This window comes from Mesorhizobium sp. M0185, from assembly GCF_040322175.1.
GTDB lineage: Bacteria > Pseudomonadota > Alphaproteobacteria > Rhizobiales > Rhizobiaceae > Mesorhizobium.
Genome location: NZ_JAMYSY010000059.1, coordinates 15,962 through 31,845, shown reverse-complemented (window position 1 = coordinate 31,845; position 15,884 = coordinate 15,962). Strand labels below are relative to the sequence as shown.

Here is a 15,884-nt window from a genome sequence, read left to right as displayed (position 1 = left end):
CTCCGCTAAACACGGGGGCTGCGCGGCGGACACGCCGACGTCACCGCAATGCCACGCCATTTTGCAGAACTTGACGCACACAACTCCGTTGCATCAAGAGGTCAACGGCCTCCTCATCTTCATGATAGCAGGAAGACGGAGGGTAAGAGGGAACTTTCGCAGACGACGGCCACGCAGCCGCCCGAATGGGCAGCGCTCTGCCACCGGACCCACACGGATCGCTCGCTGCCGCTTGCCCGTCGACGACTATCGGTGCATCCTTGTGAATAGCCTGGCCGTGACGTGCGGGCGAGATCACGCCGTCACGGCCACTAGTGAGGTCTTGTTCGATGGACTGCTCGGGCTGCGGTTTCGAGATTGAGGGCGGTTACGCCTTCTGTCCGAGGTGTGGCAGGCGCCAGCCCGTGCCATGCGCCAGTTGCGGCTACACCTGCGCACCTGATTTCGAGTTCTGTCCGAAATGTGGGGCAAGCGTCGGTGCGCCCGCAAAAGCCGTCGAACGGCCTGCTCCGGCACCAAGCCGGACCATTGTGCCGCCTTCTCGAACTCCGTCGCTGCTTTCGAACATGGAAAGCGAAGAAGGGCTGCATCCCGTCTCTGACGCCGATCGCCGGACGGTAACGGTCCTGTTCGCCGACCTTTGCGGCTTTACGACACTCAGCGAGCAGCTCGACCCCGAGGTCATGCAAGCGCTGCAGAACAAACTATTCAAGGAATTGACGGCGGCCGTACGAAACTTTGGTGGTTTCGTCGACAAATTCATCGGCGATGCACTGCTCGCTTTGTTCGGTGCGCCGGTCGCGCATGAGGACGATCCGGAACGTGCGCTTCGCGCCGCTCTCGACATGATCGCCCGGACGGCGCGGCTCGGCGAAAGCACCCCCCACTCCGGCTCGCCTCTGTTACTCCACATCGGCATAAACACTGGTCCGGTCGTTACTGGCGGATTGGGCATCGGCACCGCCAGATCCTATTCCGTGACCGGCGACACAGTGAATACGGCGCAACGCCTGCAATCGCTGGCCGCACCGGGTGAGGTGCTGGTAGGCGAGCTCACTCACAGGCTGACCCGGCATGCCTTTTCTTACGAGTCGCTGGGTGATGTCGTGTTTCGCGGCAAGGCTGGCAGCGTGCTCGTTCATCGACTGGACGCACCGCTAGCGGTGCCGCGTGCAGCGCGCGGGCTCGAGGCGCTCGGCCTCAGTGCGCCGCTAATAGGTCGTGGTGCGGAGCTCAATAGAATGATGGCGAGCCTTGATCAGGCGTGCGGCGGCTCGGCCCAACTTGTCCGCCTCGTCGGAGAAGCCGGCATCGGGAAATCGCGGCTGGTGAAGGAGTTCGTCGCCCGCGTCGGCGACGAGGAGCGTTTTCGCAACGTCGCCGTGCGGCAGGCCACGTGCTCACCGCTGGGTGAACAATCTTTTGGCGCCTTGGGCGCAGTGGTGCGCAGCGCTGCCGGGATGATGCAAAACGACAATGGGGACGAAATGCGGGGGAAGCTCGCAGGCTTGCTTGCCGATCTCGGCCTGCAGGGCGAGGAGGCGAAGCGGCTGATGCCTTTGCTCTACCATGTGCTTGGCCTTGGCGACCCCGATGCCACCTTGCAGCATGTCGAGCCCGAGCAGCTGCGGCGGCAAATTCTCTACGCAGTCCGCACAATCATCGAACGGCGGCTTGCGTTGTCGCCGTTATTGATTGTCGTCGAAGACCTGCACTGGGCCGACGCCGTGTCGCTCGAGGCACTACGTTTCGTGATGGACAGGTTGGAACGCACGCGGTTGATGTTGCTGGTCACGCATCGTCCGGCGCCGGACAACGACCAGCTCGACTCAAGTCGGGTCAGTCACACAGCGCTCAGGCTTCCGCCACTCAACAATGATGACGGACGCAGCCTGCTGGCAGCGCTTTTCGGCGAGAGCTGGGTAAGCTCCGCGGGAGGGCTTCTCGACCAGATCCTCGAGCGCGCGGGCGGCAACCCCCTTTTTGTAGAGGAAATCGTTCGCGGCCTTATCGATCGCGGTGTACTGATGCGAGACGGCCAGCGATGGCGGACTGTGGCAGGCGAAGTCGCAACCGGCATCCCCGCCACTATCCAGGCAATGTTGCTTGCCCGCGTCGACCGGCTGCCCCAAGAGGTGCGCCGGTTGGCCCAGGAGGCCGCGGTAATCGGCCCGCGCTTCGATGCCACACTTCTGAAAACCGTGACAGCCGACCCCGGCCGGCTCGAAGCCGGCTGCGAACTGCTTTGCGATGCGGAAATCATCGAGGAAGTTGCCGGATCAGGCTCGGTCTCGTCTCAAAGCTACCGATTTACGCAAACATTGCTGCAGGACGTGATCTACCAGAATCTGCTCCTGCAACGCCGGACCGAAATCCACGGGCGGATCGGTGCTGCCTTGGAGCAACTGTGCGGCGACGAGCCGGAACGGCTCGAGGATTTGACCGTGCTCGGTCATCATTTCGCACAGAGCGCCGAGCGGGAGAAGGGCGCGCATTACCTGCAGGCGGCAGGCGATCGCGCTCGCATGATATATGCCAATGACGACGCCCTTCGTTTCTACGAGCGAGCACTGACTGCGTTGGGCGCGATCGGGCAAACACCGCTCAAACTGGCAATTGCAGAGCGCATTGCCGATTTGAGCGGCCCGGCAGGCCGCCGCGAGATCGCGCACCACCACTACGAGACGGTGTTGCAGGCATACCGCGAGTCGGCCAATCGCGTCGCCTCGGCGCGAGTTTTGCGTAAGATCGGTCGGCTACTCTGGGATGTCGGCAAGCGGGACAAGGCAGAACCCCGCTATGCTGAGGCGGCAGCGCTCCTCGATGGAGCGGATGCCCCGATCGAGCAGGCGCATCTGTGGCAAGAACGTGGCCGACAGGCGTTCCGTAGCGGAGATCACGCTCTCGCGGCAAAATGGGCAGACGCGGCGCTGGATTGCGTAGGCACACTGACAACGGAGCATGTCTCCGAGGTAAGGTGTGATGCCACTCTTGTGACCGCCGAGGCACTCAATACCAAGGCTGTCGCGCTGGCTCGCCTTGGGCGAAACCGTGAGGCCGTGCGTCAGGTTGAGCGTAGCATTGAATTGGCCGAAGCCGCCGGTCTGCTGGGCGCGGCCTGCCGCGGCTACACCAATCTCGGCGTGCTCTACACGACCATCGATCCCGCAAAGGCGATGGAGGTCTGTCGACGCGGTCTTGAAGTGGCGCGCCGTATTGGTGATTTGGGTTTCCAGGCGCGCCTCCTCGCCAATCTGGCGGTCGCTTGTTGTACTTTCACGGATCGCTGTCCAACGGAGGGCGTGCCTGCTGCCGAGAAGGCCATCGAGCTCGACCGGGCGCTCGACCAGCGCGAGCACCTGCCGGTGCCGTTGATCGTGCTTGGGCAGATCCACCAGTGCAACGGCCGTCCGGACCTGGCGGTTGGGTTGTTCCACGAAGCACTGGACGTAGCTCGCGAAACGGGCGAACCCCAACTGCTGTTTCCGTGTTATGATGGTCTCGCAACGCTTAATCTCGACCTCGACAATCTGGCCGAGGCCGAACGCTACTTTTCCCTGGCGCAGGGTATATGCGCCCAGCACGGGCTCGACCCGGAAGCGCTTGTGGTGCTGCCTTTTCTCGACTAGCCGGGGTTGGAGGTTGGAAATGTCCGCGCGTAGTGACTTGGTGCCGCTTCAACCGGGCGACCGTGCGCCAAACGTGGTACTCGACGCCATTACCCAGGAAGGCAAGATCGCGCTTGACGATTTTCGCGGCCAAAAACCGGTGCTGGTCGGCCTGTTTCGAGGTCTGCATTGCGCGTTTTGCCGACGCCATATCGCCGCCCAGGCGCGGCTTGATCCGGAGCTGCGCGAAAAGGGCGTGGAGAGCCTGACGGTGGTCAACACGCCGATCGAACGGGCGCGTCTCTATTTCCGCTACCATCCGATGCCGAATCTGCTTGCGGCCTCCGATCCTGAACGCGCTTCACATCGTGCTTTTGGACTGCCCAATCTCGAATTCACCCAAAACGAGACGAACTGGCCGTACAAGGTCTCGATGGCAGCGGCAAAGGATATGCGGGTCGACATACCAGGCGAGTTGCCCGGTCCTATGGATCCTCTTGCGGCCAGCGAAATCCTCAACAAGAGGGACCATTACGAGCTGACCGAAGCCGACGAGCAGATGCTAGCAACAGGACACGGACAATTGGTCGGTCAGTTCCTGCTGGACCGGCAGGGGATCGTCCGCTGGAGCTTCACGGAGGTTCCAGAGGGTGGGCGATACATGTTTGGGGCGCCAAGCCCGCAGGAGCTGATGTCAGCCGTATCCCAAGTCGCCCAATAGACTTGCGAACGAGGTAAGCGGGCGGGACACGGAATAAAAAGCGGAACCAATTTGTGACAAATCTAGATACTGACAAGTTCACCGTTCATGCGAGCACGGCCTCGACTTTGCCAACAAAGTCATCGAGCGAGTGATCTCCGCGAATCTCGATGCGCGGAAGGTCGATGGGATCGCAATCGAGGTCCGCCGGCCCGTGTCTGCCGCCGAAGCCGATTCGATAGCCGCACTCCTTGGCTAGCCTGCCAAGCCGTCGGTCGGTGACAGAGAAGGGTGCCGCGAACGCCGTGGTTGGCCGACCGGTCCATCGTTCGATGAACATACGAGAGCGTAGGAGCTCGGCGGCCAAGTCAGAGCTCGACAGACCATCGATCGCGCGATGCGTCGCCAGATGGCTTCCGAAGAACGCACCTTGGCCGGCGAGGCGTCGCACCGTCCCGGCGTCCATAAGCTGCGTCGGCGGGCCGCTGTAGGCGTCCCATTGTGCACTTTCGCCCACCAGGTCCGTCACCAGGAACACTTCCGCGGTCAGGTCGTTCGTGCGCAAGGCCGGCCAGGCATGGTCGGCAAAGTTCTGGAAGCCGTCATCGAACGTGATGAGCACTGGGCGGCCAACGAAAGGCTGACGGTTGACGATGAACCATTCCAGCTGCTCGGACCTAATCGCGTGAAAGCCATTGGCGCGCAGCCATGCCATTTGGCTGGCGAATGCGGCGGGCGCGAGCCGAAAACGGGCGAGCGCGGCCGGACCTTCATCGGCGACGCTGTGATACATGAGGACGGGGATACGCTGCCGCCGCTCGCTACGTGCCACGTCGCGGCGCAAGGCCCGCGCCCCGCCCCAGACGATATTTCGCGCGACCCCGATTTCAACGGATGCGCGGATTGGCACATGATCTACCATCGGTTCCGTCGCCACGTCGCCTGGTGACAAGCGGCGGAAGCGGTCTATGCGGTAGAGCTCGGTCTGGATCGATTGCTCGAGGACGAGGCCGTCGGTCGCTGCCAGCGTCTCTGAGATCGCTTGTGCACCGAATGTGTTCCAGTCGAAGCCCGTCCTTCCAACATTGTCTCGTAGCACGAATGCGTGTGCGCTGATGAAACTGCCGCCAGGCGCCAACGCTTCAATGAGTTTTTTGGCGATGCGCCGCACATCGGCGAGATCATCCAGGTAGTAGAGCACTTCCGAACACACGATCAGATCCATTTCGCCCGGCAGCGTGTCCGCAGAGAAATCCAGTACGCCGAACTCAACATTCGGCTGATCGCTGCATCGCGCGCGCGCCCGTCCGACGGCTACGGCGGAGATGTCAGTTGCGGTCAAATGGCCCACGCGCGGCGCCAGCTGCCGCGTGAAGTGGCCCTCCGCGCAGGCCAGCTCAAGCGCCCGTCCGATGGGACCGGCAGGCAGAATTTCGAGCTGCCGCTCATATTTTTCCTGCTCATAGGGCGAACCGTAGTTCCAGGGATCCTCGGTCGCGAAATGGCGATTCCAGAAAGATGTGCGATCATTGTCGCGCCCATCCGCGGCCCGTGCACGGCGCGGCGCTGTAAAAGGCTCTTTAGTTTCGGCGCTCGACCGAACCAGCGCCTGCGCTTCCGCGGCCAATCCCGCGAGTTTGCCGAAATGGCTGTCCCGATCAGACCGGCGTCCCGCCATGGACAACAATGCCTCGGCTGCAAACATGTTTGACTTGTCGGCACCGGCGCCCTTTTGCGGTGCATCTACAGGCGATCGCCTCGCAAGTCGCGCGGCACTGTGCATCGGCCGCTCAGGGGGCACGAAATTCAGGATCAATTCAATCCAATGACGCCTTGTCACTCTCCCGAGTACGCCGAACTGCACGAGAGCCTCGATCTGGCCATCCATCATCAGATGGGCATAGATTTGATCGATTCCTTCCGGCACTTCGATCGAGGCCGGATTTCGCGCGTCGACACGAATTCCAAGTGTCCGCGCCAGCCTGCGCGGCGCGGCAAGATCGTCGACATCGAGCAGCATTTGCTCAAAGTGATACTGCACGCGGCGAGCCGCGTCGGGATTATTCCAGACCTTGCCGAGTTCGATGATCAACTCGGTGAGGGAGCCGCCGAACCTGTCCCACCTGGCAGCCAATTGCGCTGGCACCGACAGGCTTCCTACCATAAGGCCATCGACGGCCACCTTGGCGATCTCACGCGCCCACTTACGTCCTGCCGGGAGCGCGCGCAGGGACTGCGGGTTGATCGAGCGCGAGCCGCAGCCGCAATCCGATGCGGCGTTCCACAACGCGAACCACGCGAGTGCTTCTGAAGCGGTGCGGCCGTTCGCCTCGATCGCTCCATTGGCGTGAGCCGATGCCGGGTGTTTGACCCTGGGATCGGCGGAAAAGCCGCGGGCGATCACGATTTCCGCATCTGCCAGCATCTGCGCCGAATTGCGGCTGAGCGAGTTGGGGCTGACCCGATAGAAAGCGAGCGGCTCGTCGACCATCACCCAATTTTTGCCTAGACGTGCGAGGCGCTGCCACAGATCCCAGTCCTCGCAGGTACGCAGCGACACATCGAAGCCGCCCAACTCGGCAATTGTCTTCCGGTCGACGAGCAGCGCGTGAGTGCGGATCGCGCACCGGCGCGCGAATGTTTCGAAGGGCTGGATCGCAACCTCCGTCGCGATGCTCGACTGAGTGAGTTCGCCATCGGGCATCACGCGCCGGGAACCGCAATAGGCGGCGACCGCATCGGGCGCGGCTTCAAGTGCGGCCAGCATTTTTTCAAGGAAGCTGGCATCCACCCAATCGTCCGCATCCAGAAACATGAGCCAGTGGCCGCGCGCTGTCGACATCCCGCTATTGCGCGCGCCAGCGGCGCTATACGCGCAAGAGCTCAACGTCCGAAACCGGGCATCGTGCTCCACATAACCGGCGATGATCGCGGGGGTGCGGTCCGTGGAGGCGTCGTCGACGATGATCGCCTCCCAATCCACTATTTCCTGATCGAGAAGGCAATCGAGTGCGCGCGCCAGCGTTACCTCCGCGTTGTGCGCAGGAACCACGATTGAAACCATGGGATTATACGCCACGCCGTGTAACCCGCGCGTTGGTTCGAAGGTAGAACAAGAGTCCCGAAACATAGCCGGCGATTTCCTGCCAAAGGAAACGGTCCTCAGGGACGCTGCGTCCAAACAGTCTCCTGCGAACTCTTCCGAGCCGCCGCGACGCCGCCATTTGGCTGCAGAGCGAGCTTGCTCCTGTCGTGCTACCGAAGTTGGAAGCCTGGCGCAGCATTCGCATCCGTGCCGCCGAGCTTGGGCGCCAGCTGTCGCAGATGCACGTCAAAGCCAAGCATGCCGCATACTCATGTCGATCCCCTGGGTCGGCGCCATGACCACAGGCGGCGGTCCCGGGCACCGTATGAGTGCAATAGCTATGGCAACCTGACGTCTTTTGCAATTGGGGGCGCAACAAATGCCGCCCACTGAAGCTTTGGTGTGAATGACTGCAGTTATTGGGACTGTCGCTCCCCTCCTATCGACCGAAACGCCTCGATTCCGAGGTGCATTCTCGAACAGCCATTCTCCGTGCGAAAGAAGACCTTCCTTCTACCGTTGGGCCCGCATCGGAAGCTGATCGTCGCAGTATACAGTCGGGTGCGAGACGGTACGTGCACCGCCAGACCAGCTACTTTAGACACTTCTAATGAGTCTGCGCTACTTAATTGCGCTCCAGTAGCTATAGCCTGACATTGTATTACTCATTTCGATAGTAGATTGCGTCCAATGATCGATTAGATTAGCCGGTTGTGGCTGCTATCACAAAGAGATGCGAGAGCGACATCAATCGGAACTCGTGCATTTGCTGCTAGTCCAAGAGATGTAAAAGGGAGGCACGAATTGGCTTAAGCCAAGAAGATTCCGGCTTGCGAGCCGGGAATTTTGCTGGCATGCTTGCTGGTTTCTGAGTGGTGCACTGTGGCAATTGTTCAAAGAAGGGGGCATAAAGATGGCCAAGGAATCTTCGAATACCGCTTCTTCAGCAAATAAAGCGGACGCAAATCTGATAAGTAATGCAGACGGAAGCGGGCTGACCTTCATGGCGGGCCAGGCTCGCGAGAGCGGGGCCCCCGGCGACGCTGTAGGTGTCGACAAGATACGTGATCTGCTGTTCGGCAACCAGATGCAGGACTATGACCGCCGCTTTTCCAAGCTTGAAGAACGGGTCTTGCAGCGCTTCAAGGATGTCGAATCCGAGGCCAAGCGCAATCTTGAAATGTACGAGTCAAATGCAAAGAAGCAGGTCGACTCGCTTGCGGCGCAATTGCGGAACGAAAAAGACGCGCGAGCCGACGCCGATAAGGAGATTGACCGGAATCTTCGCGAGCAAAATCAGGCGCTCGAAAAGCAGGTGCGCGCGTTGTCGGATCAGTTGAGCGAGCTTGAGCGGGAAGTTGCGGACCGGATAAATCGAAACGATCATTTGCTGCGTGAGGAAATCAAGCAAAAGAATGAAAGCATTCAGATGCTGATGGAGAAAATGTTTTCCGATCTTGGCAATGTCAAGACCGACCGAAATCTTTTGGCTGGCCTGTTTGTCGAGGTTGCAAAATGTCTAAATCAGGATCCCGTCGGCAGCAAGAACAACGCGGAGCGTACCTGGAAAGTGAGTTGATCGGAACTTGACGTCGACTGTCGACCCAATCAGCCTCCCTCAAAGAGCAGCTTCGAACGATACAGAGATTGATCGCGAGGCTCTGGCTCGCCTTTTGATCGAAATTGCCCGGAACGTTGATCCGGACTATCGTGCGCGTCTCGACGGAATCCCAACCGCCGACCCTCGCATGGAAACGCTGCGCCAGTTGCTGGTCGGCCGCGAAATTTCGGAGCTTTCACGAGTTACGCACCTGCTCGACGAACCCGAGCAGCTTGCGGCTGCAGTGGGGAGCGTTCTCCCCAGTGCAGCCGCACGTGCGCCTCATGCGCAACTCGGAGAGGCCCTTGCGCCAGCTGTCGAGAGGGCCGTGCAACGGTCCATCCAGAAGAGCCCGCGTACGCTGACGGATATATTGTACCCGGTGTTTCTGCCGGCTATTCGCAAGTCGATCGGCGAAAAGATCGACCAGACCTTTCAATCGCTGAATGAAACTTTAAGACATATATTTACCTGGCATGGGCTCAAGTGGAGATTTGAAGCTTGGAGAACAGGTGCAAGCTTCTCAGAAGTTGTTCTTAAGCATTCTCTTGTCTATCGTGTGGAACATGTGTTTCTCATCAATCGCAATTCCGGGCTTTTGATAGCGCATGTAACTGCCGATAATGCAACTAGCGAAGATCCTCAACTCATTTCGTCTATGCTTAGTGCAATTCAAGATTTTGTAAAAGACTCATTTAACGAGAAAGAACAGAGTGGCCTGGACACTATTCGTTTCGGAGAGCTTCGTCTCTGGTCGGAAGTTGGACCGTTTGCGACCTTGGTTGCGGTGATCCGGGGAAATCCGCCGGAGGAATTACATGAAATAATTCGCGATGTATTGCTTGGCATCCATGATGAATGCTCACAGGCTCTAGAGCAGTTTGACGGCGACAGTTCGCAGTTGGCCGGCGTAGAGACGCAGTTGCAGACCTGCGTTGAACTGAAGCAGGAGGAATCAAACCAGGGATTTCCGTGGCTGGTAGTCGCTGCAATCCTGCTGGTTTTGATTCCGGCAGGCGGTTGGTTCTTTCTTTCCTGGCAATCCGGGCAGCGCTGGCAGGCCTATGTGTCGCGACTGGGGACCCAGCCGGGCATCATCGTTGCCGAACAAAAGGTGCGCGATGGCCAATTCTATATTGCCGGCCTGAGAGACCCGCTTGCCGCCGACCCGCAGGCTCTGTTGGCCGGAACGCAGGTCGATCCTGCTCGCGTTCATTCGCAGTGGCAATTCTATCAGAGTCTTGATCCGGAGTTCGTGTTGAAGCGGCTAACGGCGTCGCTGGTTCCGCCGGATTCAGTACGACTTTCGATCGTCAATGATCGCATCGTTGCCGAGGGGGAGGCTCCCGACACCTGGATAGATCGGGCGCGCGCAGCGGCCCAACAACTTTCGGCAGGCGGACCGGAATTCGATATCTCCAAGGTTCGTGACGTGAGCCCCGAAGCACGCGCGGCGGAGCGCTGGCAGGCCTATGTGTCGCGACTGGAGGCCCAAGCGGGAATCATCGTCGCCCAACAAACGGTGAGGGGCGGACATTTCTATATTTCCGGCCTGAGAGACCCGCTTGCCGCCGACCCGCAGGCTCTGCTGTCCGGAACGGAGGTAGATCCCGCCCGCGTTCATTCGCAGTGGCAATTCTATCAGAGCCTTGATCCGAAGTTCGTCCTGAAGCGGCTGATGGTGTCGCTGGTTCCGCCGGATTCAGTACGACTTTCGATCGTCAATGATCGCATCGTTGCCGAGGGTGAGGCTCCCGACACCTGGATAGATCGCGCACGCGCAGCGGCCCGACAGCTTTCGGCAGGCGGACCGGAATTCGACATCTCCAAGGTTCGTGATGTGAGCCCCGAAGCACGCGCGGCGGAGCACTGGCAGACTTATGTGTCGCGACTGGAGGCCCAAGCGGGAATCATCATCGGCCAACAAACGGCGAGGGGCGGACATTTCTATATTTCCGGCCTGAGAGACCCGCAGGCCGCCGACCCGAAGGCTCTGCTGTCCGGAACAGGGGTCGATCCTGCTCGCGTTCATTCACAGTGGCAATTCTATCAAAGCCTTGATCCGAAGTTCGTGGTGAAGCGGCTGATGGCGTCGCTGACTCCGCCGGATTCAGTACGGCTTTCGATCATCAAGGATCGCATCGTTGCCCAGGGTGAAGCTCCTGCCGCCTGGATAGATCGGGCGCGGGTCGCCGCCCAACAGCTGTCGGCGGACGGACTCTCTCTAGAAATCTCCGAGCTGCGTGAGTTGACCCCTCCGCAACTCACTCATTTGAGGGAGGCTATTCAAGCGGTCGACATTTTGTTCGATTCTGGCAAGGCTGTACCGGGACCAGAGCAACTGCCGGTTCTCGACAAATTGGCGAATCAGTTGAAGGAATTGGCCAAGGACGCCCGCAAGGCAGGCGTAACAGCACAGTTCATGTTGACCGGCCATTCGGACGAGACGGGCCGTGAAACGGCCAAGTTGTCGATCAGCGCCGCGCGCGCGGAAACAGTTCGTGCGCTTCTCAAGAAGCGCGGCGTCGATCCGGAGTTGCTCTTGGTTCGCGGCGCGGGCACCTTTGAGCCAGCGGAGATTGAAAATAGCCGAACCGGGAACTCCGCCAACCGCAGAGTTTCGGTTACGGTAAACTTCCACTAGGCGGAGCCCAGGATATTGCAAAAGAAGATCTGCATGTTGGGCGGGTTCGCTGTCGGAAAGACCAGTCTGGTTCGCAGGTTTGTGCAAAGCATCTTTTCAGAAACCTACTTGACCACGGTGGGAGTGAAAATCGACAAGAAGAGTGTCGCATTCCCGGACAAAACCGTGGATCTGATTTTGTGGGATTTGGCCGGCGAAGACGATATCGGCTCATTCCGCGTCAGCTATGTGCGAGGTGCGAGTGGGCTCGTGCTTGTCGTCGATGGAACACGCGCTGCTACTCTTGCCGTGGCGCTCACGTTGCGCGAGCGGGCCGAGGCTGAATTCGGCGCTATGCCGTTTGTATTGCTGTTCAACAAATCCGATCTGGCCGATCGGTGGGCAATATCGGATAGTGAAATTGACGAACTGAGGCAACTTGGATGGCAAATCTATCTAACAAGTGCGCTTTCGGGTGAACATGTTGATGATGCGTTTCGTCAACTTGCTTCGATGGTCAGCAAATAAACCATGCATGTCTTGCCAAGAGAAGTTAGAAGCTGGATTTACGATTTCTTCTACAGCGAGCGCTCGGTCGCATATCTGAAAATCGACGCCCAGCTTTGCATAGCTGCGAAGGGCGGTAACGTTAAACATTACGGACTCTCGTCAGTTCGCATAGGTAAGCCTGTTGCCGAGCAGCTTGAATTCATGGAAGGTTTGTTGCCCTGCCCGGAGCTTCCATATGATATGGCCATGGTCGAACTGCCCAGCGGGCGTGTCGCGGACCTCCATCTTTTTGCTGACAATGCCTGCGTGTGGCTGCTCTTTCTTGACGCCGCTGCCGAACGCGACAATAGGCAGCGGCTTCAACAGAAGGCTTATGAAATGACGCTCCTGCAAGAGAGGGAGCGTCAACTCAACGAGAAATTACAATCGACAAACGAGGCGTTGAGGGCGAGCCAAGAGGGATTGTCGCGTGAATACCAGCGCGCCGAAGCCCTACTCCTCAACATTCTTCCGGCGTCGATCGCGGAGCGGCTAAAAGCGCACGAACAAATTGCAGACAACCACGCGGAGGTGAGTGTGCTTTTTGCCGACATCGTCGGTTTTACGGAAAGAGCGCGGAGCGTCGGAGCCGTGACGACGCTCGCTATTCTAAATTACTTCTTCAAGGCGGCGGATCTGCTCTCGGAGCGATACGGCTGCGAAAAGATCAAGACAATCGGCGATTGTGTGATGGTGGTCGCTGGCCTGCCCGCCGCGCGATCCGATCATGCGGAAGCCCTTGCGCACTATGCACTTGAACTGCGGAAGGCGGTTAAGCGCGAACGCTTCGCAGGAGAACCGATAAGACTCAGAATTGGAATTCACTCAGGACCAATCGTGGCGGGCGTCATAGGCAAAAGGCGGTTTGCCTATGACCTATGGGGCGACACCGTTAATCTTGCCGCACGTATCCAAACGTCCGCGGAGCCCGATGAAATCCGTATTTCGGATGCAACTCATCAACTGCTTGGACCAAATTTTGCTTGCGACCCACTCGCGGAAACGGAATTGCGTGGTACAGGTCGTGTGCGAATGTGGCGGCTCCCGGCCTGATTTGCCGCATGGCAGTGCCGACCCGGAAGCGCATTGCATCTCAAGCAACATCATGGTTTCGAATGTCCGCAGCGGTGCGCGAAGCAGTTGACCACCGAGCGACCGCCAAAGGTCTGTCCTGGTCAACTCAGGAAATCAGTTCCTGAGATTTAACGTCGATGCCCAGTTCATAGAACGGCCGGAGGCCTGGGCCGAGGTCGGAATGTCCTGCCCCCGCGGCTAAATAAACACCGCCAAGTACCCGGCGCAACGGTCTGGCTCGGAACGATGACGTCTTGCACCGCAACATCGGTTTCTTCAAGGTAGGGCAACAACGGACATAGATGTCGTTACTCGCCGATCCGACCGGAAGGTTAACAGCACGATGCCACTCATGACTCGACGATTGGGCGCCAGGAACCTGGCGCGCCCGGCACGGCGTCTCGGAGACCTGACTGCGATGTTTGCCCTGATTGCCAGGCCGCTCGTCTTTGGGATCGCCCTTTTGTTGGCTGGTCAGGCGCAGGCGCAGGCGCCCGCGACCGTCCCGCCTGAAAGGGTCAAACAGCTGCTCGAGCTTCTCGACGATCCGTCAGTGAAGGCCTGGGTGGCCGAACAGCGAAATCAGGACGCCGGATCAACGGGAGCGCCCGCCGAGAGAGGGGCTTCGCCGACCGACGCATCGTCCGGCGCCGTGGCCGCACCAGGCCAGATGAATACGATGGCATCCTCGACGCTCGATGGGATCAGGCATCATATCGAAAGAATCGTGCGAACTTTGCCCTTGCTGCCAGGCCAGTTCGCGCGCGTTCGGGCAGAGACGATGGAGGATATGTCCAGCAAGGGGCCTGCCGGCGTATTTGTGCTGATTGCAATGTTCATAGCTGCCGGCCTGGCACTCACTTGGGCAACATTCAAGCTCACCCGTCCATTTCGTCTTTGGATTATCGCGCAACTGAAGGATACGCCTGTTGGGCGAGCCAAGAAGATTGGTGGCCGCCTGCTTTATTCCAGCATGCTGATAGTCTCTTTCGCACTGGGCAGCGCCGGCGCGTTCATGTTGTTCGACTGGCCGATGCTTATCCGCGAGATTGTACTGACATTTCTGATGGCGGCAGTCGTTACATGGGGTGTGCGCATGTACGTCATGGCCATGCTCGTCCCTTCCTTCATGAACGTCGAGAACGCCGTCGAGGTTCGTGCTTTGCCGATCACCAACGAAGCGGCTGACCATTGGTCCTACTGGCTACCCCGGATCGTCGGCGTCTTCGCCTTCTTCGGCGCCGCGTTTATCCTCTTGCCAGGTCTCGGCATCGATCAGGACGGAATGATGGTCCTGTCACTGGGCGCCGATTTCGTGCTGCTGTTGCTCCTGCTGCTCGCCATTTGGCGTCGGCCAAGAACGCAGCGAGACGGTGCGCGCCACATCGGTCACACGGAAGCGACATGGCTATTGACTGCTTATTTCGTCGTCCTGTTCCTGCAGCGTATCGCTGGCCTTTATACATACTTCTGGTTCACCTTCGCCGCATTCTTCCTGCCTTTGGCAATCGTGGTGACGCAGCGCGGGGTTAATTTCGTTCTGCGGCCAGGTTCGGAAGATGTCGGCCGGCCCACGATCCCGGCGGTGACGATCGCTGTCATCGATCGCGGAATCCGAATGATTTTCATCCTGGCGGCGGCTTACCTTCTCGCACGTGTCTGGGGTCTGGACATGCAATCCATGCGGGACAGCGATACGACGACGACGTTCATATTGCGCGGCTTGATCAATGTCGTGGTCATTGCCCTCGCCGCCGACTTCGGCTGGTCGATCATCAAAGCTTTGATCGAACGAAAGCTGGGCATAGAAACACCGCACCCTGTGATCAGCGACGAGGACGTCCCGATCCTCGATCCGCAGCAGGCACGGCTGCACACGCTCTTGCCGATCCTCCAGAATATTCTGCTCGCATCGATCATCGTGATGGCGGTGCTTATGATGCTCGCCTCGCTGGGTATCCAGATCGGCCCATTGATCGCCGGCGCTGGCGTCGTCGGCGTCGCCGTGGGCTTTGGGGCACAAACCATTGTCAAGGACGTCATTTCAGGCGTGTTTTTTCTGCTCGATGATGCGTTCCGTGTTGGCGAATACATTTCATCGGGCAATTACAAGGGTACTGTGGAAAGCTTTTCGCTGCGCTCGGTGAAGCTGCGCCACCATCGTGGTCCGCTGTTCACGATACCTTTCGGTGAACTCGGGGCAGTCCAGAACCAGAGCCGTGACTGGGTTATCGACAAATTCAACATCACCGTTGGTTATGACACCGATATCGACTTCGCTCGCAAGCTGATCAAGCGGATCGGCCTCGAACTGGCGGAAGATCCCGAGTTCAAACACTGGGTGCTCGACCCGATCAAGATGCAGGGCGTACAGGAGTTCGGCGAATACGGCATCGTATTGAGGGTCAAGGCCACAACCAAGCCGGGAGGCGCCTTCGGTATGAAACGCAAATTCTATGTACGCCTCCGCCAGGTCTTCAAGGAGCAGGGCATCGAACTCCCATTTCCGACCGTCCAGGTCCAGGGGCTACAGAACCAACATGGGGCAGAGAATGCACCGTTGGAGATCACGCCCGAGTTGAAAATGGCCGTCGCGCAGTCGCACACTATTCGGCGCAGAAAAAAAGCTAGCACAACGGAATAGA

Annotated in this window: 8 protein-coding genes and 1 pseudogene; 8 read left to right on the top strand and 1 reads right to left on the bottom strand. The window is 59.1% G+C overall.

The window, feature by feature from the left end:
• Positions 1–329 precede the first annotated feature (329 nt).
• Together NKJ20_RS29795 and NKJ20_RS29790 are read left to right on the top strand one after the other, a co-directional pair.
• Positions 330–3,629 (top strand): adenylate/guanylate cyclase domain-containing protein, encoded by a 3,300-nt coding sequence (locus tag NKJ20_RS29795; protein ID WP_352450245.1) that lies wholly within the window; start codon positions 330–332, stop codon positions 3,627–3,629.
• A 19-nt stretch (positions 3,630–3,648) separates the two neighbouring features.
• Positions 3,649–4,329: a redoxin domain-containing protein gene (locus tag NKJ20_RS29790; protein WP_023675975.1), complete on the top strand. Its 681-nt coding sequence runs from the start codon at positions 3,649–3,651 to the stop codon at positions 4,327–4,329.
• A gap of 85 nt (positions 4,330–4,414) precedes the next feature.
• Here NKJ20_RS29790 and NKJ20_RS29785 read toward each other — a convergent pair whose 3' ends face one another.
• Positions 4,415–7,372 (bottom strand): trifunctional glycosyltransferase/class I SAM-dependent methyltransferase/polysaccharide deacetylase, encoded by a 2,958-nt coding sequence (locus tag NKJ20_RS29785; RefSeq protein ID WP_352748954.1) that lies wholly within the window; start codon positions 7,370–7,372, stop codon positions 4,415–4,417.
• A 176-nt stretch (positions 7,373–7,548) separates the two neighbouring features.
• Between NKJ20_RS29785 and NKJ20_RS29780 the strand changes: the two are divergent.
• From NKJ20_RS29780 to NKJ20_RS29755, 6 genes and pseudogenes are all read left to right on the top strand, one after another.
• Positions 7,549–7,694 (top strand): annotated as a pseudogene (locus NKJ20_RS29780) (IS110 family transposase); the annotation flags it as partial.
• A 612-nt stretch (positions 7,695–8,306) separates the two neighbouring features.
• Positions 8,307–8,972 carry a DUF3450 domain-containing protein gene (locus tag NKJ20_RS29775; RefSeq protein ID WP_352457157.1) on the top strand — a complete coding sequence of 222 codons (666 nt, stop codon included), beginning with the start codon at positions 8,307–8,309 and terminating at the stop codon, positions 8,970–8,972.
• Positions 8,973–9,066: 94 nt separating this feature from the next.
• Positions 9,067–11,637 carry an OmpA family protein gene (locus tag NKJ20_RS29770; protein ID WP_352748952.1) on the top strand — a complete coding sequence of 857 codons (2,571 nt, stop codon included), beginning with the start codon at positions 9,067–9,069 and terminating at the stop codon, positions 11,635–11,637.
• Positions 11,638–11,652: 15 nt separating this feature from the next.
• Positions 11,653–12,144, top strand: coding sequence for a Rab family GTPase (locus NKJ20_RS29765; RefSeq protein WP_254818889.1), 492 nt, complete (start codon positions 11,653–11,655; stop codon positions 12,142–12,144).
• A gap of 3 nt (positions 12,145–12,147) precedes the next feature.
• Positions 12,148–13,218, top strand: coding sequence for an adenylate/guanylate cyclase domain-containing protein (locus NKJ20_RS29760; protein WP_352458338.1), 1,071 nt, complete (start codon positions 12,148–12,150; stop codon positions 13,216–13,218).
• A 439-nt stretch (positions 13,219–13,657) separates the two neighbouring features.
• Entirely contained in the window at positions 13,658–15,883 is a 2,226-nt protein-coding gene (locus NKJ20_RS29755; RefSeq protein ID WP_352458337.1) for a mechanosensitive ion channel family protein, read from the top strand.
• Position 15,884: the final 1 nt, after the last annotated feature.

Bases quoted from the DNA above. Each gene is read 5' to 3' on its own strand.
- NKJ20_RS29790 (WP_023675975.1), top strand. From the start codon at position 3,649: ATGTCCGCGCGTAGTGACTTGGTGCCGCTTCAACCGGGCGACCGTGCG.
- NKJ20_RS29795 (WP_352450245.1), top strand. From the start codon at position 330: ATGGACTGCTCGGGCTGCGGTTTCGAGATTGAGGGCGGTTACGCCTTC.
- NKJ20_RS29755 (WP_352458337.1), top strand. From the start codon at position 13,658: ATGTTTGCCCTGATTGCCAGGCCGCTCGTCTTTGGGATCGCCCTTTTG.
- NKJ20_RS29760 (WP_352458338.1), top strand. From the start codon at position 12,148: ATGCATGTCTTGCCAAGAGAAGTTAGAAGCTGGATTTACGATTTCTTC.
- NKJ20_RS29775 (WP_352457157.1), top strand. From the start codon at position 8,307: ATGGCCAAGGAATCTTCGAATACCGCTTCTTCAGCAAATAAAGCGGAC.
- NKJ20_RS29785 (WP_352748954.1), bottom strand. From the start codon at position 7,372: ATGGTTTCAATCGTGGTTCCTGCGCACAACGCGGAGGTAACGCTGGCG.